The 17,869-nt window shown below is 68.8% G+C and carries 18 protein-coding genes and 1 tRNA gene; 11 read left to right on the forward strand and 8 right to left on the reverse strand.

What is annotated here, in order from left to right:
• Positions 1-9: 9 nt before the first annotated feature.
• Positions 10-1,389, reverse strand: a complete 1,380-nt coding sequence (locus LK533_RS15580) for a cryptochrome/photolyase family protein (RefSeq protein ID WP_229363995.1) — start codon at positions 1,387-1,389, stop codon at positions 10-12.
• A gap of 64 nt (positions 1,390-1,453) precedes the next feature.
• The gene (locus LK533_RS15585) at positions 1,454-2,098 is read right to left on the reverse strand and encodes a TetR/AcrR family transcriptional regulator (RefSeq protein ID WP_229363996.1); all 645 of its coding nucleotides are present in this window, start codon (positions 2,096-2,098) and stop codon (positions 1,454-1,456) included.
• Positions 2,099-2,186: 88 nt separating this feature from the next.
• Here LK533_RS15585 and LK533_RS15590 point away from each other — a divergent pair, with 88 nt between their 5' ends.
• From LK533_RS15590 to LK533_RS15600, 3 genes are read left to right on the forward strand one after another with little or no spacing between them, the layout of a single operon-like run.
• Positions 2,187-3,656 (forward strand): efflux transporter outer membrane subunit, encoded by a 1,470-nt coding sequence (locus LK533_RS15590; protein WP_229363997.1) that lies wholly within the window; start codon positions 2,187-2,189, stop codon positions 3,654-3,656.
• Complete coding sequence (locus LK533_RS15595) at positions 3,649-4,791, forward strand: HlyD family efflux transporter periplasmic adaptor subunit (protein WP_229363998.1); 1,143 nt, start codon at positions 3,649-3,651, stop codon at positions 4,789-4,791. Before LK533_RS15590 ends, LK533_RS15595 begins: the two co-directional genes overlap by 8 nt.
• Before the next feature lie 10 nt (positions 4,792-4,801).
• Positions 4,802-6,331 carry a DHA2 family efflux MFS transporter permease subunit gene (locus tag LK533_RS15600; RefSeq protein WP_229363999.1) on the forward strand — a complete coding sequence of 510 codons (1,530 nt, stop codon included), beginning with the start codon at positions 4,802-4,804 and terminating at the stop codon, positions 6,329-6,331.
• Positions 6,332-6,453: 122 nt separating this feature from the next.
• On the opposite strand, the gene LK533_RS15605 is transcribed toward LK533_RS15600, so the two are convergent.
• Positions 6,454-6,528: transfer RNA gene (locus LK533_RS15605), tRNA-Thr, on the reverse strand.
• 88 nt (positions 6,529-6,616) lie between these two features.
• Between LK533_RS15605 and LK533_RS15610 the strand changes: the two genes are divergently transcribed.
• A complete protein-coding gene (locus LK533_RS15610) occupies positions 6,617-6,775 on the forward strand; it encodes a hypothetical protein (protein WP_229364078.1) in 159 nt (52 codons plus the stop codon).
• A gap of 14 nt (positions 6,776-6,789) precedes the next feature.
• Here LK533_RS15610 and LK533_RS15615 read toward each other — a convergent pair whose 3' ends face one another.
• Entirely contained in the window at positions 6,790-8,586 is a 1,797-nt protein-coding gene (locus LK533_RS15615) for an aminopeptidase P family protein (RefSeq protein ID WP_229364000.1), read from the reverse strand.
• 218 nt (positions 8,587-8,804) lie between these two features.
• Between LK533_RS15615 and LK533_RS15620 the strand changes: the two genes are divergently transcribed.
• Together LK533_RS15620 and LK533_RS15625 are read left to right on the forward strand one after the other, a co-directional pair.
• A complete protein-coding gene (locus tag LK533_RS15620; protein WP_229364073.1) occupies positions 8,805-9,344 on the forward strand; it encodes a septal ring lytic transglycosylase RlpA family protein in 540 nt (179 codons plus the stop codon).
• A gap of 250 nt (positions 9,345-9,594) precedes the next feature.
• Entirely contained in the window at positions 9,595-11,652 is a 2,058-nt protein-coding gene (locus tag LK533_RS15625; protein ID WP_229364074.1) for a S9 family peptidase, read from the forward strand.
• A gap of 66 nt (positions 11,653-11,718) precedes the next feature.
• Here LK533_RS15625 and LK533_RS17875 read toward each other — a convergent pair whose 3' ends face one another.
• From LK533_RS17875 to ykgO, 3 genes are all read right to left on the reverse strand, one after another.
• On the reverse strand, positions 11,719-11,850 hold the full coding sequence (locus tag LK533_RS17875) for a hypothetical protein (RefSeq protein ID WP_267495469.1): 132 nt from the start codon (positions 11,848-11,850) through the stop codon (positions 11,719-11,721).
• A 228-nt stretch (positions 11,851-12,078) separates the two neighbouring features.
• A complete protein-coding gene (locus LK533_RS15630; RefSeq protein ID WP_229364001.1) occupies positions 12,079-12,705 on the reverse strand; it encodes an HAD-IA family hydrolase in 627 nt (208 codons plus the stop codon).
• Positions 12,706-12,724: 19 nt separating this feature from the next.
• The gene (gene ykgO / locus LK533_RS15635) at positions 12,725-12,850 is read right to left on the reverse strand and encodes a type B 50S ribosomal protein L36 (RefSeq protein WP_055755695.1); all 126 of its coding nucleotides are present in this window, start codon (positions 12,848-12,850) and stop codon (positions 12,725-12,727) included.
• Positions 12,851-13,016: 166 nt separating this feature from the next.
• On the opposite strand from ykgO, the gene LK533_RS15640 reads away from it, so the two are divergent.
• From LK533_RS15640 to LK533_RS15660, 5 genes are all read left to right on the forward strand, one after another.
• Entirely contained in the window at positions 13,017-13,634 is a 618-nt protein-coding gene (locus tag LK533_RS15640; RefSeq protein WP_229364002.1) for a DUF4136 domain-containing protein, read from the forward strand.
• Positions 13,631-14,752: a M14 family metallopeptidase gene (locus tag LK533_RS15645; protein ID WP_229364003.1), complete on the forward strand. Its 1,122-nt coding sequence runs from the start codon at positions 13,631-13,633 to the stop codon at positions 14,750-14,752. The genes LK533_RS15640 and LK533_RS15645 overlap by 4 nt, the downstream gene beginning before the upstream one ends.
• A gap of 40 nt (positions 14,753-14,792) precedes the next feature.
• A complete protein-coding gene (gene gpmA / locus LK533_RS15650; protein ID WP_229364004.1) occupies positions 14,793-15,479 on the forward strand; it encodes a 2,3-diphosphoglycerate-dependent phosphoglycerate mutase in 687 nt (228 codons plus the stop codon).
• Between the two features lie 300 nt (positions 15,480-15,779).
• Entirely contained in the window at positions 15,780-16,265 is a 486-nt protein-coding gene (gene purE / locus LK533_RS15655) for a 5-(carboxyamino)imidazole ribonucleotide mutase (protein ID WP_229364005.1), read from the forward strand.
• Positions 16,262-17,329, forward strand: coding sequence for a 5-(carboxyamino)imidazole ribonucleotide synthase (locus LK533_RS15660; protein WP_229364006.1), 1,068 nt, complete (start codon positions 16,262-16,264; stop codon positions 17,327-17,329). Before purE ends, LK533_RS15660 begins: the two co-directional genes overlap by 4 nt.
• Before the next feature lie 58 nt (positions 17,330-17,387).
• Here LK533_RS15660 and LK533_RS15665 read toward each other — a convergent pair whose 3' ends face one another.
• Positions 17,388-17,828, reverse strand: a complete 441-nt coding sequence (locus LK533_RS15665) for a DUF4126 domain-containing protein (protein WP_229364007.1) — start codon at positions 17,826-17,828, stop codon at positions 17,388-17,390.
• Between the last annotated feature and the right edge of the window lie 41 nt (positions 17,829-17,869).

Raw genomic sequence — 17,869 nt, forward strand, 5'->3', positions numbered from 1 at the left:
GCGCCTGCATCAGCCGCGTGCCGCAGCCGCGGCGGCAAGCGCCCGCTCGCGCGCGGGGCGATGGGCGATCAGGGGTTCGGGATAGCCGGCGGGCGCGACACCGGCGCCATGCGGATCGTGGATCGCGGCGTCGTCCACGCCGGCCAACTCCGGCACCCATTTGCGGATGTAGCCGGCGGCATCGAACTTGGGCGACTGGACCAGCGGTGCCATGATGCGGCCGAAGGGGCTTGAGTCGACGCCGGTGCCGGCGATCCACTGCCAGTTCACGGCGTTGTTGCCATAGTCGGCATCGACCAGGCAGTCCCAGAACCAGTGCTGGCCGCGCCGCCAGTCGATCAGCAGATGCTTCACCACAAAGCTCGCGGCGATCATGCGCACGCGATTGTGCATCCAGCCGATGTGCCAGAGCTGGCGCATGCCCGCGTCGACGATCGGATAGCCGGTGCGTCCTTGTGTCCACGCGCGGAACTCCGCCTCGGCGTCCGGGCCGGTGCGCCAGCGCAGGCTGTCCATCTTCGTGCGCCCGTGCGCGCTGCCATAATCCGGCTGCTGGACGATCAGGTTTGCGGCGAAGTCGCGCCAGCCGATTTCCCGCAGATAGCTCTCGGCACCCGATTGTCCGTCAAGCGCATGCCAGACGGCGGCGGGGGAGACTTCACCGAAATGCAGGTGCGGCGACAGGCTGGAGGTGCCGTCGGTCGATGGCAGGTTGCGGGCATGGTCATAATCGCCGACCGCGTCCGCGAACGCCTCCAGCCGCGCCTGCGCGCCGGCCTCGCCGGGCGTCCAGTGCGCAAAGCCCTCCGCCCAGTTCGGGGCAGTGGGAAGCAGGCGCCAGTCCTCCAGCCGCTCGCTGCGGGGCGGATGGGCCACGCCTTGCACGGCGGTGGGCGCCGGTTCGGGGGCGGGCGGCGGCATGTGGAGCTGGAGCGCGCGCCAGAAGGGCGTGAAGATGCGGAAGCGGCCACCGGTGCCGGTGCGCACGGCGCCCTCCTCGACGAGCAGGCGGCCGGGGTGGCACACCAGATCGACGGCTTGCGCCAGCGCATCCTCGGCAGCGCGCCACCAGGGTTCCTGATGGGCGAGGCAGTGGACGCGCTTGGCGCCGGTCTCCTTTGCAATCCTCGCGACTTCCTCGGCCGCCCGGCCGCGGCGCAGCACCAGCGGTACGCCGAGATCGGCAAGCGACGCGGCGAGCGCCGCGAGCGCATGGTGCAGCCACCAGCGCTGGGCGCCGCCGATCCGCCATTCGCCCGGTGTCTCGTCATCAAGCACATAAACGGCGAGTACCGGCCCTTCCGCCGCGGCGGCGGCGAACGCGACCTGGTCGGAGAGCCGCAGGTCCTGGCGGAACCAGACGATGCTGGGGGGTGGCGAGTGAGTCACCGGGGCAGAATGCGCGAGCCCGCGAACAGATGCATGAAGGACGCGAGCCCCGCCGCTGGAAGTCTCAGGCGCTATGGCTCCGTTCCGGCGCATAGGCGCGCAGGAACACTTCGGTCGCGGTGGCGGCGCCGGCCTCGATCTCGGCCGCAGTCGGCGCCGCCCCGCCCCAAAGCACGCGTTGTTGCAGTACCATGCACAGGTAGGTGACGACGTTCGCAGCATCGGCAGGGTCGGCCTGGCGAAGCTGCCCCGCGGCCATGGCGGCGGCGAAGAACTCGGCCAGGAGCTGACGGGTGCGCTGGGGCACGCGCGAGAAGATCAGGCCGACCTCGGGCGACCGCGCCGCTTCGGCAGCGACCAGGCGATGAAGCTGCACGGCGTCGCGCGAAGTGATCTTGGCGATGAAGCTGCGGGTAAAGGCGAGCACCGTCGCCCCCAGATCCGGCGTGGGGCGCAGCAGATCGGTCAGTTGCTGGCGGTAGGCGGCAGTCGCATCGTCCAGCACCGCGTCGAACAGCTCTTCCTTGGACGGGAAGTAGTTCCACAGCGTCGCCTTGGACCCACCCAGCTCGGCCGCGATCGCCGACATGGAGGTCGCGGCATAGCCGTTCTCCAGGAACATGCGTCGCGCGATCGCCATGATCGCCAAGCGTCGATCCTGCTTGCGCGCCTCCCGCTTGCCGGTCGCTGCCTTAAGGTCCCGTTCCATAACCGTACTATAGAGTACAGTTTCTGGTTGACAAGGCAGCGGCCCGCTCCCATCTGGCGCACCGTACCAATCAGTACGGTTTTTCTCCATGATCCGATTTTCTTCCCGGCAGTTGCTGCTCGCCGCCGCGGCCGGCGTCATCCCGCTGGCCGCCTGTGCGCCAGTGCCGAACCTGGGCGCCCGGCCCGAGGTGCGGACCTCCCAGAGCTTTGCCGCCGAGCAGAGCATGGCAACCACGTCTGTCGCCTCCGCCTGGCCTGCCACCGACTGGTGGTCGGGCTTCGGCGATCCGCAGCTGAGCGCGTTGATCGAGGAGGGGCTGACCGGCTCCCCCGATATTGTGGCCGCCGCCGCGCGGCTGCGCTCGGCCCGGGCGTTTGTCGAGCAGCGCGGGGCTGCGCGGCTGCCGTCGATCGGGATCGAGGGCAATGCCAGCGAGACCAAGCAGAGCTACAACAACGGCATCCCCGCCGATTTCGTGCCCAAGGGCTGGAACGACACGGGTTCGATCGCTGCGACCTTGAGCTTCGACCTGGACCTGTGGGGCCGCAATCGCGCCGCGCTCGCCGCCGCCACGTCCGAGGCGGAGGCGTCGCGGATCGACGTCGAGCAGGCGCGACTGGTGCTGTCGACCAACATCGCGGCGGCCTATGCGGACCTGGCCCAGCTTGCCGCCGAGCGGGCCGTGCAGCTGCGGTCCCTGGAGGTGCGCAGCCAGACCGAACGGCTGGTCGCGCAGCGCGTCGCCAACGGCCTCGATACCCGTGCCGAGGTCAAGCAGGCCGAAGCGGCGATCCCGGCGATCCGGGCTCAGATTGCCGCGATCGACGAGAACATCGGGCTGACCCGCAATCGCCTGGCAGCACTGCTGGGCAAGGGGCCGGATCGCGGCCTCACGATCGCGCTGCCGCCGCTCCCGGCGGGCACGCGGGCGTTGCCGGCCGGGGTCACCACCGACCTGATCGGCCGCCGCCCCGACATCGCCGCGGCACGCGCGCGGGTCGAGGCTCGCGCCAGCGAGATCAAGGTCGCGCACGCCGACTTCTACCCTGCGCTCAACCTGAACGCGCTGGTCGGCTTCCAGTCGCTGGGCCTGAGCAATCTGTTCAAGGGCGGGTCGACCTATGGCCAGGTCGGGCCTGCGCTCAGCCTGCCGATCTTCCGCGGCGGGCAGCTGTCCGGCCAGTATCGCGGCGCGCGCGCCAGCTATGACGAGGCGGTCGCGAACTATGACGGCACCGTCGCCAATGCCTATCGCGAGGTCGCCGATGCGGTGACCAGCCAGCGCGCGCTGGTCGAGCGGTTGGGCCAGACCCGCCAGGCGCTGGCCGCGTCCGAAGAGGCGTGGTCGCTTGCGCGGCAACGCTATGAGGGCGGGTTGTCGACCTTCCTCGACGTTCTCACCGCCGAAGACCGGGTGCTGCAGAACCGCACTGCGGTCGCCGACCTGGAAGCGCGGGCGTTCGCGCTCGACGTCCAGCTCGTCCGCGCACTCGGCGGCGGCTTTTCCACCAACACCGCGGCCGTGACCGCACGCAAGGACCCGACTCATGGCTGATGCCGCCCTCCCGAACCAGGCCGCTGCCGGCGCGGGCACCAAGCCCAACGGCAAGCGCAAGAAGCTGCTGGGGATCATCGCCGTCGTGGTGCTGATCGCCGCGGTGGTCTTTGGCGCCTATTACCTGCTGGTCTCCCGCCACTTCGTCGGCACCGACAACGCCTATGTCGGCGCGGACACCGCCAGCGTGACGCCTATGATCGCCGCGCAGGTGAAAAGCGTCGGGGTGGCGGACACCCAGACGGTCCGCAAGGGCACGGTGCTGGTGCAGCTGGACGACAGCGACGCCCGCATTGCGGTCGCACAGGCCGAGGCGGACCTTGCCCGTGCCGAGCGCCAGTACGGCCAGACCTCTGCCACCAGCACCGCGCTTGCCGCGCAGGTGCAGGCGCGCGACGCCGACATCGCCCGGGCGCGTGCGCAGCTGAGCGCCGCCCAGGCCGACTATGACCGCGCCCGCGTCGACCTCGCCCGCCGCCAGAAGCTCGCGCCCAACGGCGCGGTTTCGGGCGAGGAGCTGAGCAGCGCGACCAACGCCTTCGCCACTGCCCGTGCGAACCTGGAGCTGGCACGCGCCGGCGTTGCCCAGGCGAGCTCGACCCGCGGTCAGGCGACCGGCCAGCTGGCCGCCAACAATGCGCTGATCCGCGGCACTACGGCTGCGACCGCGCCCGAAGTGCTCGCTGCCCAGGCCAAGCTCGCGCAGGCGAAGCTCGACCTGGAGCGCACGGTGATCCGCGCGCCGATCGACGGGGTCATCACCCGCCGCAACGTCCAGGTCGGCCAGCGGGTCGCGCCGGGCACCGCGCTGATGCTGATCGTGCCGCTCAACCAGCTCTACGTCGACGCGAACTTCAAGGAAGGCCAGCTCAACCGTGTGAAGGTCGGCCAGCCGGTGACGCTCACCTCCGACCTGTACGGTGGCGATGTCGAATATCACGGCCGCGTCATCGGCTTTTCGGGCGGCACCGGATCGTCGTTCGCGCTGATCCCGGCGCAGAATGCGACCGGCAACTGGATCAAGGTGGTTCAGCGGCTGCCGGTGCGCGTCGCGCTCGACCCCAGGGAGTTGCAGGCGCATCCGCTGCGCGTCGGCCTCTCGATGGACGCCGAGATCGACCTCCGCTCGCACTAAGGACAAGCCCATGAACGGCAAGGCCGAGTCGCCCACGCCCCTCACGGGCGTGCGGCTGCTGCTTGCGGGGGCGGTCCTCGCGCTCACCAACTTCATGGTGGTGCTCGACACCACCATCGCCAACGTCTCCGTCCCCCACATCTCCGGCAGCCTCGCCATATCGAGCAGCCAGGGGACGTGGATCATCACCTCCTATGCGGTGGCCGAAGCCGTGTGCGTGCCGCTGACCGGCTGGCTCTCAGGTCGGTTCGGTGCGGTGCGGGTCTTCACGATCGGCATGATCGGCTTCGGCATCTTTTCGGTGCTGTGCGGGCTGTCGACCAGCCTGGGCATGCTGATCGCGTGCCGGATCGGGCAGGGGCTGTGCGGCGGGCCGCTGATGCCGCTGTCGCAGACTCTGCTGATGCGCATCTTCCGCCCCGACCAGCGCGCGCAGGCGATGGGTGCCTGGTCGATGACAACAGTGGTCGCGCCGATCCTGGGGCCGATCCTGGGCGGCACCATCAGCGACAGCTGGTCGTGGCACTGGATCTTCTTCATCAACATTCCGGTCGCGATGCTGTGCGCGTTTGGCGCGATGCGGCTGCTGCGCCATGCCGAGACGCCGACCCAGCCGCTGCGCGTCGACAAGATCGGCCTGATGCTGATGCTGCTGTGGATCGGCGCCTTGCAGATCATGCTCGACCTGGGGCGCGAGCATGACTGGTTCGCGGACCCGACGATCGTCGCGCTGGCGGTGATCGCGGGCGTCGGCTTCCTGGTGTTCCTGGCCTGGGAAGCGACGGAGGCCGAGCCGATCGTGGACCTGCGCGTGTTCCGGCATCGCGGCTATACGGTGGCGGTCACGTCGCTGTTCTTCGCGTTCGGCACCTTCTTTGCCTCCGCCGTCATCATTCCGCAGTGGTTGCAGACGAGCCTTGGCTACACCGCGACCTATGCGGGCTATGCCACCGCCTTCAACGGCGTGGCGGCGGTAGTCATGTCGCCGATCGTCGCCAAGCTGTCGACCAAGGTCGATCCGCGCGGGCTGGTATGCTTCGGCATCGTCTGGCTGGGCATGACGACGCTGCTTCGAACGCAGTGGAACAGCGGCGCCGATTTCTGGACGCTGGCCTTCCCGCAGCTGCTCCAGGGGTTCGGCATGCCGTTCTTCTTCGTGCCGCTGATGACGCTGGCGCTGGGATCGGTGGACCCGAAGGAGACCGCGGCGGCCGCCGGCCTGATGAGCTTCCTTCGCACCATGGCGGGCGCGATCGGCACGTCGGTGGTGACGACCATGTGGGACGACAGCTCCCGCGTGGCGCGCAGCGAGGTGGCCGGCCGGCTCAACGATGGCCACACCATCGACGCGCTGACGGGGCAGGGCATGCCGCTCGACCAGGTGCGTGCGATCGTGGCGCAGCTGGTGGACAAGGAAGCGATGGCGCTTGCCACCACCCACATCTTCCTCTTGTCGGCGCTCGCCTTTTTCGGAGCGGCGACGATCATCTGGCTGGCACCGCGACCACGCCGCGCAGCGGACACCAGCGCCGCGCACTGATCGAAAGGCGGCGGTGCAGCGGGTCTGCGCCGCCGCTTCCTCGTGCCGCATGCAATGCGCCAACACGCGCGGCTTTGCGCAGGCGGGTCCCCGAAGGGAGTGTCTGATTTTCTAGGAGAAAATGGTGCTGCCGGTGAGGATTGAACTCACGACCTCAGCCTTACCAAGGATGCGCTCTACCACTGAGCTACGGCAGCACACGCGGGCAATTGCCAGCGGAGGGGCGCCTATGTGCGGGGCGCGGATCATTGTCAACCCGGCATCGTGCGGTTTATGCCAGCCGTGATGAACGACCCCGAGAAACAGGCCCGGCTGGCGCAGGCGCTGCGCGACAATCTGCGGCGCCGCAAGGCTCAGGCGCGCGCGGCGGAGGGGACGCCTGCCGCCGCGCCCGAGGACGGGGCGGGGGAGCCGGACAAGTCGCCACCCTCTTCGTCAGGATGACGGAAGCGCGCCAATCACCCGATCGGCGCGCACTTCTCCCCCAGCCAGGCGCGGGTGTCTGCATCCAGCAGCGGCCCGGCCCGGCGTAGCGTTTCGGCGTGATAGGCATCCAGCCAGGCCCGCTCCGCCGGGGTGAGCAGCGCCGGCTCGATCAGCCCCCGCTCGATCGGCACGAAGCTGGTCGTCTCGAACGCCAGCATCGCCGCGTCGCCGCCCGTGGGCGTATGCTCGACCACCAGCATCAGGTTCTCGATGCGGATGCCGTATTCCCCGGCCTTGTAATAGCCGGGTTCGTTGGAGAGCAGCATGCCCGCGCGCAGCGGCTCCAGCGGGCCGCCGCCGGGGTAGCTCGGCTGGGCGATGCGCTGCGGCCCTTCGTGCACCGATAGGTAGGCGCCGATGCCGTGGCCGGTGCCATGCGCGAAATCGAGGCCGGCTTCCCACAAGGGGCGGCGGGCGAAGGCGTCGATCTGCGCCCCCGTCGTGCCATCCGGGAAGATCGCGGTCGCAACGGCAATGTGCCCCTTGAGCACGCGAGTGAAGCGGGCGCGCATCTCGGCGGTAGGCTCCGTGACCGGCATCACGCGGGTGATGTCGGTGGTGCCATCGGCGTACTGCCCGCCCGAATCGATCAGGAACAGCTGGCCCGGCAGGATCGGCGCGTTCGACTCTTGTGTGACCTTGTAGTGCGGGCTGGCGCCGTGCGCGCCAGTGGCGGAGATCGTCTCGAACGACAGGTCCTTGAGCACGCCGGTCTCGGCGCGGAACTCGTGGAGCCGGGCCGCCACGTCGAGTTCGGTCAGAGTGCCGGCAGGCGCGGTTTCCTCGAACCACTTCAGGAAGCGCACCAGCGCGGCGCCGTCGCGCGCTTGCGCCGCCTGGTGGCCGGCGATCTCGGCCGGGTTCTTGATCGCCTTGGCGAGGACGACGGGATCGCGCACCGGCAGCAGCGTGGCCCCGCCCGCGTCGAGCGCGTCGAAGATCGCGGCAACCGCGCGCTCGGGATCGACCGCGACGCGCTTGCCGGCGAGGGTGCGGAGAGCAGGCCCGAACTCAGCCTTGTCGCGGACGCGCACGGCGTTGCCGAGGTGGCGGTGGACGGCATCGCCGACCTTGTCGGGCGCTACGAACAGCTCGGCGGTGCCGTCGGCATGCACCAGCGCATAGGAGAGCGCGACCGGCGTATGAGTGACATCGGTGCCGCGCACGTTGAACGCCCAGGCGACCGAATCGAGCGCGGAAAGCACCAGCGCGTCGGCGCCCTGGTCCCGCAGCCAGTCGGCGATCTCTGCGCGCTTGTCGGCGGCACTGCGGCCGGCGAGATCGTCCGGCTGGACGGCGAGCGGCGCGTCCGACGGCTGCGGCCGGTCCGCCCAAAGCGCGTCGATCGGGTTGGTTGCAACCGGCACCAGCTTGGCCCCTCGCGGGGCAAGCGCGGCGGCGGTGCGTGCCACCCATTCGCGCGTGTGCAGCCAGGGATCATAGCCGATCCGCCCGCCCTGTGGCGCATGGCCGGCGAGCCAGCCCGCGATGCTCTCCTGCGGCACTTGGGCATAGCGCCAGTCGGCGCCGTCGACCTGCTCGCGCACCTGCAGCGTGTAGCGGCCGTCGGTGAACATCGCCGCCTCGGTCGCCAGCACCACCGCGCTGCCGGCCGAGCCCTGGAAGCCGGTGAGCCAGGCGAGCCGCTGGGCATAGCCGCCGACATATTCGCTCATATGCTCGTCGGTGAGCGGCACGACGAAGCCGTCGAGGCCGTCCTGGGCGAGGCGGGTGCGAAGGGCGGCGAGGCGGTCGGTATAGGGGGGCATCGGCAATCCATCTGGCGTTCGATCTGCGCCGCGAGGACTCCCCGCGACGACGAAACAACCCCGGATGTGCCAGATTCGGCGCCGCCGCGACAGGGCCGCACCAGACTCGGTTCACCGCTTGGGGGTTCATTCGGCGTGCCTGCTGCGATACCCCGCCGGCCATGCCCGATGCGATGACAATGCCGACCGCCGTTCCCCGCCTGCCCCGGGGGGCGTGGATGGCGCTGCTCGCCGTGCCGCTCTTGGCTGCATGTGGGGGCAAGCAGTTCCGGCCGGTCAGCGACGTGCCGGTCAAGATCGGCAAGCCCTATACGGTGCGCGGCATCCGCTACACGCCCGCCGAGGATCCGGACTATGACGCGGTCGGCTATGCCAGCTGGTACGGCAATGAGTCCGGCAACCAGACGGCGAACGGCGAGCGCTTCCGGCCGAAAGGCATCACCGCCGCGCATACCACCCTGCCGCTGCCGAGCTATGTCGAGGTGACGGCGCTGGACACCGGGCGCACCATCCTGCTGCGGATCAACGATCGCGGGCCGTTTTCGCGCGGGCGCATCCTGGACCTGAGCCGCGGCGCGGCCGAGCAGCTGGGGATCCGCGGCCAAGGCTATGCCGGGGTGCGCGTGCGCCGGGTGGAGCCGCCGGAAAAGGACCGCGCCCGACTGCGCGACGGCAAGCCGGCGCCAGAGCGGCGGCGGGCTTCGGAGACGGAGCTGGCGAACCTGCGCGAGCGGCTGGCGCTGGAGAGTGGGCGCTAAGAGGACGGATCGTACCGCGCTCCTGCCTGGGCGGGACCTTCACCAGGTCTTTCCGGTGCTCCTGCGCAGGCAGGAGCCCAGGGTTTCTCAGCCCGGCAAGCCGTTGATCTGCTTGGCCCTGGCCCCCTGCCTGCGCAGGGGTCCAAGATTCCGTTGGGTGTTTTGCAAAGGTCTCGCCTGCGCAGGAGCACTGTAGATCCGCACCGTACCTCCCCTCGACTTCGCGGGCGTGGCGGCCCACATGGGCGGCATGAACCATCCGACGCCCCCCATCGCAGAGCAACGTCCCCACCAATTCGAACGCCACGGCATCACCGTAGAGGACCCCTGGGCCTGGCTGCGCGACGCCGGCTATCCGGAGGTTACCGACCCGGACGTGCTCGGCTATCTCGAGGCGGAGAACGCCTATTTCGAAACGGTGATGGCGCCGCACCAGCCGCTCACCGACCGGCTGTTCCAGGAGATGCGCGGGCGGATCAAAGAGGACGAGGCCACCGTTCCGCAGAAGGACGGCGACTGGCTCTACTGGTCGGACCATGAGACCGGTGGCGAGTATCGCCGCTGGTGGCGCAAGCCCGTTTCGGGCGGCCCGGACGAGCTGATCTTGGACGAGCCGGCGCTGGCCGCGGGCAAGGAATATTTCCGGCTGGGTGCGCTCTCGATCAGCCCGGACGGCCGCTACCTCGCCTATGCGATCGACGACAACGGGTCGGAGCGGTTCGAGGCGCGGGTCAAGGACCTGACCACCGGCGCGCTGCTCGACGACGTGATCCCCGGCACGCTGTCCGAGCTGGTGTGGGTCGCGGACTCCTCGGGCTTCCTCTACGGCCTCGCGAACGACCAGTGGCGGACCGACAATGCGCGGCTGCATCGCCTCGGCACGCCTGTCGACCAGGACGTCGAGTTGTACCACGAAGCGGACGAGGGCTGGCGCGTGTCCGTGGGCGAGACCCAGTCGCGCCGCTTTCTGGTGATCTCCGCCGGCGACCATGTCACCAGCGAGGTGCGGCTGGTGCCGGCCGATGACCCCACCGCCGAGCCGATCCTGGTGCGTGCGCGCCAGCCGCACGTCGAATATGACGTGGAGGAGCATGACGGCACGCTGTTCATCCACACCAACGACACCAACCCGAACTTCCGGCTGGTAACCGCGCCGCTGGAGCGCCCCTCGGAGTGGACCGAGCGCCTGCCGGCGAGCGACCATTTCTACATGACCGGCGTCACCACCTTTGCCGACTTCTTCGTGGTCGAAGGACGCGAGGACGGGCTCGATCAGATCTTTTTGCACCGCTACGAAGGCGGTGAGGGGACGCCGATCGCGTTCCCGGAGGCGAGCTATGTCGTGGGCCTGGGCGACAACCCAGAGTACGCCGTCGACACGCTGCGGCTCGGCTATGAGTCGATGGTCACGCCGGGCACCGTCATCGAATATGACGTCGCCACCGCCGAGCAGCGCGTGCTCAAGGTCCAGACCATCCCCAGCGGCTATGACGCATCGAAATACGCCACCGAGCGGCTGAAGATCGTGGCGCGCGACGGCACGGAAGTGCCGGTGTCGGTGGTCTATCCCAACGGCTTCCCGCGCGACGGCACGGGCAAGCTCTACCTCTATGCCTATGGCGCCTATGGCTATGCGGTGCCGCCGGGCTTCTCGACCAGCCGCATGTCGTTCCTGGACCGCGGCGTTGCCTTTGCCATCGCCCACATCCGCGGCGGCGATGACCTGGGCCAGCAATGGTATCTCGACGGCAAGCTGGAGAAGCGCACCAACACCTTCAACGACTTCGTCGACGTGGCGCGCGGGCTGATCGAGCACGGCTTCACCAGCGAAGGGCAGATCGCCATCGCCGGCGGATCGGCGGGCGGCGAGCTGATGGGTGCGGTGGTGAACTCCGATCCCGAGCTATGGGGCGCGGTGGTGGCGAGCGTACCGTTCGTCGACGTGCTCAACACGATGCTGGACGATTCGCTGCCGCTGACGCCCGGCGAATGGCCGGAGTGGGGCAATCCGATCGAGGACAAGGCCGCGTTCGAGCTGATCCGCTCCTACAGCCCATACGACAACGTCCAGGCGCAGGCCTATCCGCCGATCTTCATCTCGGGCGGGTTGAACGACCCGCGGGTGACCTATTGGGAACCGGCAAAATGGGCCGCGAAGCTGCGCTTCACCAAGACCGACAGCAACGTGCTGCTGCTCAAGACCAACATGGGCGCAGGGCACGGCGGCAAGTCGGGTCGGTGGGAGAGCCTGAAGGAAGCCGCCGAGGAAATGGCGTTCGTTCTGTGGCAGCTTGGGGTGGAGGGCTGAGCCCTCGCGGGCGGAGCCTTGCGCTCCGCCCGTCGGGATTGCCGCGCCGGGGGCGCGGCTGGGCGATTAGGCCGCCTTGGCGAATTCGGCCACGACCGCGCGGTCGTTGGCAGCCGGGGCCTTGGCGTTAGCGGGCGCGATGTGCGCGCCGACGGTCTGGTTGCGATAGGCGAAATACAGGGCGATCAGGCTGAACATGGGAACCTCATGAAGTTGTGCTGCGGTGCAGCATGGTTGCCCTTCATGTGGCGTGTTCGCGCAATTGCAGCAACTGCAAGGAACTAGCCGGCGATTGCGTTGCGTGCATGTAGCCGCGAGTCGGTGCCGTCCTGAGCAAGCCGTTACTGGCCACGCCCGTCCGTGCGCCGAACCAGGTTCCTCCAGCACCATCTCTGTGGATAACCCGCGGATCCCCGCAGGCGCATGTTACGCCGGCAACAGCTCGAGCCGCACCAGCTCCGCCCGAAACGTAGCTGCGTCGGTGAAGTGCACCGCGTGCAGCCCGGCCGCGTCCGCCGCCGCGACATTGGCGGCGTTGTCGTCGACGAACACTGCCTCGCCGCGGCCTAGTCCGAATCGGCGAAGCGCCAGCGCGTAGATGGCCGGATCCGGCTTCACCAGCTTCTCGTCGCCGGACACGACCACGTCGCGGAAGCGGTCGAACAGCTCCGGCGCGGTCGCGCGGAACGGCGGCCAGAACTCGGCCGAAAAGTTGGTGATCGCATAGAGCGGCACGCCCGCGGCATCGAGCTCGCGGACGATCTCGGCCATGCCCGGCACCGGGCCGCCGATGCTTTCGTTGAAGCGCGGGCCCCAGGCGGCGATCAGCGACTCATGCTGCGGATAGCGCGCGATCAGCTCGGCCGAGGTCTCGGCAAAGGGGCGGCCGGCGTCATGCTGGAAATGCCAGTCATGGGTGACTACATCGCGCAGAAACGCCGCGAGCGCCTGATCGTCGTCGATCAGGCGCTCGTAGAGGAACCGTGGGTCCCAGTGGTACAGGACGTTGCCGACGTCGAAGACGACGGCCCTGATCGGGTTCGGTACCGACATCGCTACCGAACCGGCAGGATTAGCCCTGGCGTGCCTTGAAACGGCGATTCGTCTTGTTGATGACGTAGATACGGCCGCGACGGCGGATCACGCGGTTGTCCCGGTGACGATCCTTCAGCGACTTCAGGGAGTTGACGATCTTCATGACCGGGTTCGCTTCTCGAAAATTGGGCTGACAAAAAGAGGCGCCCGCCTAGAAGCTGACCGCTCTCAAGTCAAGATATGGCGCGCTGGGAGCAGATGCGGCAAGCCGCGCGTTGCACACGACACATCGACGACCGGCCCCGACCGGGCCGCACAGGAGCCACGGCATGAAGAAGCTCGTACTGGCACTTACCGCAGGAATGGCAAGCCTTACGGCCGGCTGCGCAACCACGCAGCGGGCGGCGCCTGTGGACGTGACTCGTTTCCACCTGAACATGCCCGTCCAGCCAGGCAGCTTCACCGTCGAGCCGCTGCGCACCAATGCCACGATCAGCCCGGAATATCAGACCTATGCCGATGCCGTGTCGCGCGAGATGGAGCGGCTGGACTTCACCCCGACTCGCACCACGGTGACCGGCGATTCGCAATATGTCGTGTCGGTCTCCTTCGTGCGCGCCACGCGCGGCTATGTGGACAAGCCGGCACCCTTCTCGGTCGGGCTGGGCGCCGGTGGCGGCAGCTTCGGGCGCCGTTCGGGCGTAGGCCTTGGCGGCGGCGTCACCCTGCCGGTCGGCCGCGGTCGCCAGCAGGCGGTGATCGGGTCGGAGCTTTCCGCCCAGATCCGCCGCCGCACCGACAACACGGTGGTGTGGGAAGGCCGGGCGGTCACCGAGTCGCTGGAGGGCAAGCCCGGCACCCAGCCGATCACGGTTGCCGACAAGCTCGCCAACGCGCTGTTCCGGGGCTTCCCCGGAGAGTCCGGGATCACTACCACGGTGAAATGAGCATCACCGTCAACGCCGCCTTCGACAGCGGCAACATCCGCCTCACCGGCATCGAAGGCGACACGCTGAACCTGGAGATCGTGCGCGATCACCAGTCGGACTTCTACCAGTGGTTCCACTTTCGGGTCGCCGGCGCCAAGGGGCGCCGGCTGACCTTCCGCATCACCAATGCGGCCGGCTCCGCCTATCCGTTCGGCTGGCCCGGCTATCGCACGCGCATGAGCACCGATCGCGAGGCGTGGCGTCAGGTCGCGGACACCGACTATGCCGATGGCGTGCTGCGCTGGAGCGTCGAGATCGACAGCGATGTCGTGTGGTTCGCCTATTTCGCACCCTATTCGATGGAGCGCCACGACGCGCTGGTCGCGCGCATCACCGCCGAACCGGGCGTCACCTTGCGCGAACTCGGCCAGAGCCTCGATGGCCGCGCGATCGACTGCCTCTCGATCGGCACCGGCCCCAAGCAGGTCTGGTTCTATGCCCGCCAGCACCCCGGCGAATCGATGACCGAATGGTTCATGGAAGGCGCGCTAGAAAAGCTGGTCGACCCGACTGATGCGACCGCACAGGCGCTTCGCGAGAAGGCGACGCTGCACCTGGTCCCCAACATGAACCCGGACGGGTCCTTCCGTGGCCACCTGCGCACCAATGCCGCGGGCGTGAACCTCAACCGCGAGTGGCATACGCCCACCGCGGAACGCAGCCCCGAAGTGCTCTGCGTCCGCAACGCCATGGATGAGACCGGCGTCGTCTTCGCGATGGACGTGCACGGGGACGAGGCGATCCCCGCCAACTTCCTCGCCGGCTATGAGGGTATCCCCGCCTGGACTGATCCGCATGGCGAGAAATTCTACGAATATGGCCGCCGCCTGGCCGCCGCGACACCCGACTTCCAGCTCGAGCTCGGCTATGTGAAGTCGCAGCCCGGCACCGCCAACCTGTCGATGTCGACCAACCAGCTCGCCGAGCGCTTCGGCGCCGTCTCGATGACGCTGGAGATGCCGTTCAAGGATCACGACCTGAACCCCGATCCGGAGTTCGGCTGGTCGCCCGAGCGGTCCAAGACGCTTGCCCATTCGTGCCTCGACACGCTTGCCGGGATGATCGACGAACTCTGATCGCCCGGCCCTGCCGCCCACTGTCACTCAAGGAGTCCTGATGCCCAGCCTCGTCCTCATTCGTCACGGCCAGTCCGCCTGGAACCTGGAAAACCGCTTCACCGGCTGGTGGGACGTCAACCTGACCGAGCAGGGCATTGCCGAGGCGACTGCGGCCGGCGAGCTGCTGGCCGCCAAGGGCCTGGACTTCGACCAGTGCTTCACCAGCCTTCAGACGCGCGCGATCAAGACGCTCAACCTGGCGCTGGAATCGATGGGCCGGCTGTGGCTGCCGGTCGAGAAGGACTGGCGCCTGAACGAGCGCCACTATGGTGGCCTCACCGGCCTGGACAAGGCGGAGACCGCGGCCAAGCACGGGGACGACCAGGTCAAGATCTGGCGGCGCAGCTTCGACATCCCGCCGCCCGTGGCCGAGGCAGGCGGCGCGTACGACCTCTCCAGCGACCGTCGCTATGCCGGCATCCACGTGCCCGCGACCGAGAGCCTGAAGGACACGATCGCCCGCGTGCTGCCTTATTGGGAGGCGCGCATCGTCCCCGAGCTCAAGGCCGGCAAGCGCGTGCTGATCTCCGCCCACGGCAATTCGCTGCGCGCGCTGGTCAAGCACCTGTCGGGCATTTCGGACGCGGACATCGCCAGCCTGGAAATCCCGACCGGCCAGCCGCTCGTCTATGAGCTGGACGAGGCGCTGAACGCCACCGACCGCTACTATCTGCGCGATCGCTGAGAAACCGCCCGCGTCCCGTCATGCTGACGAACGTCGGCATGACGGGTGGGGAACGCGGCCATCAGCCCCCGCAGCTCAAGGCCAACCCCGTTTGTCTCGAGCAGGGATCGAGCTTGTCGAGAGCCCGTGTCGAGAGAGCCGCCACCACCGACCTCTCGATACGCCGTCTCGACAAGCTCGACGGCTACTCGAGGCAAACGGAAGAAGACGCAGGTCGACGGGACCACCACATTCCCCTCCACCCTTGCCCCCCGCGGCCCCGCTCTCTAGGAAACCCGCTTCCTCGCATTCGGGACAGCGATGGCAGACCAACCTCTCGTCGGCATCATCATGGGCAGCACCTCCGACTGGGAGACGATGCGCCACGCAGCGGACGTGCTCGACGCGCTCGGCGTGCCGCACGAAACCAAGGTCGTCTCCGCACACCGCACCCCCCGCCGGCTGGTCGACTATGCCGAAGGCGCCGCGGGACGTGGGCTGAAGGTCGTGATCGCCGGCGCGGGCGGCGCGGCCCACCTGCCGGGCATGGCCGCCTCGATGACCCGGCTGCCGGTGCTGGGCGTGCCGGTCGAGTCCAAGGCGTTGAGCGGCATGGATAGCCTGCTCTCGATCGTGCAGATGCCCGCCGGCATCCCGGTCGGCACCCTTGCCATCGGTCGCGCAGGGGCCGTCAACGCGGGGCTGATGGCGGCTGCGATCCTTGCCGTCGCCGACGACGCGCTCGCCGCGCGGCTGGAAGCATGGCGGGCGAAGCAGACCGACAGCGTGGCGATCGACCCGCAATGACGCTGGCACCCGGCGCCACCATCGGCATCATCGGATCGGGTCAGCTCGGCCGCATGATCGGCATGGCCGCAGCCCAGCTCGGCTATCGCATCCACGTCTATGCCCCCGATACCGGTCCTGCCAACGACGTGGCGGCGACGCACAGCCGCGGCGCCTATGACGACGGCGTGGCGCTGGCGCGCTTCGCCGCAGAGGTCGACGTCGTCACCTATGAGTTCGAGAACATCGCCGCCGAGCCGATCGCGGCGCTGGAGCAGCAGGTGCCGGTGCACCCCTCCTCGCAATCGCTGCGCGTGGCGCAGGACCGGGTCGCCGAAAAGCGGTTCGTAGAGGAACTAGGCGGCCGCCCCGCCCGCTGGGCTGCGGTCGATACCCGCGCCGATCTCGACGCGGCGATCGCCACCATCGGCTGCCCTGCGGTGCTCAAGACCACGCGCTTCGGCTATGACGGCAAGGGCCAGGCTCGGCTCACGTCGTCGGACGACGCCGACGCCGCTTGGGCGGCGATCGGCGAGGGTCCGGCGATCCTGGAGGCGTTCGTCCCCTTCACGCATGAATTCTCGATCATCCTGGCGCGCGGGCCGGACGGCAGCCTGCTGAGCTATCCGCCCGCCTGTAACGTCCACAAGGACGGTATCCTCGACACCTCGACGGTACCCGCCCCGGCCGAAGTGGCCGCGCAATGGACCGAGGCAGCGGCGCTCGCCGGCCGCGTCGCCGAAGCGCTTGACCATGTCGGGGTGCTGACGCTGGAGTTCTTCTGCGGCCCGGATGGTCCGGTGTTCAACGAAATGGCCCCGCGCGTCCACAACTCCGGCCACTGGACCATCGAGGGCGCGGAAACCTCGCAGTTCGAGAACCACGTCCGCGCGATCTGCGGCCTGCCGCTGGGCCCGGTGCGGATGACCGGCCGCGAGGCGGTGATGACCAACCTGATCGGCGAGGACGCCGATGCCTGGCCCGCCCTGATGGCCGAGCCCGGCGCCCACCTGCACCTCTACGGCAAGCGCGAAGTCCGCGCCGGCCGCAAGATGGGCCATGTCACGCGAGTGGTGCGCGACTGAAGGCGGGCGTTGCCGGGCGGCGGCTGCCCGGCCCGTACGCGCCGCAACGGCTCGCCTGTCAGCGCGTGATCGCCAATCCGCTGCCGAGGACCAGTGCGTCTTCGACGAAGCCGCTCTTCGTCTGGCCGAACCGGCGCAGCGCGCGCATGCGGAGCGACAAGCCCACATAGGACGCCGCGATCGCGGTCGCCGCGGCTAGTACCGCAGCGGTCTTGCGCTGATCGGCCGGCGCCAGCGCTGCGCCCGCAAAGGCTGCGGTGGTCGTGCGTGCGATCAGTCCCGGCAGGACGGTGCGATCGGGTGCGGTGCGCATCTTGTCGCCCGCCATCTCCGCTGCGGCCAGCGCCACCGCACCGGTCGCGACCAGCGGATGCGTGAGCAGGTCGCGTGCCGGCGCATCCTGCGGCAGGCGGTCGCGCCGCGCGGCGCCCGCGACCAGCGCAAGCGGGGTCATCGCGCGCTGGCCGGCGACAAGGCCGATAAGAAGGGAGCGAAGCATGCGGATCTCCTGAAATGGTCCTGGAAGGCAACGAGCAGACG

It is taken from the genome of Sphingomonas sp. PL-96 (assembly GCF_020707215.1).
Lineage (GTDB): Bacteria > Pseudomonadota > Alphaproteobacteria > Sphingomonadales > Sphingomonadaceae > Sphingomonas.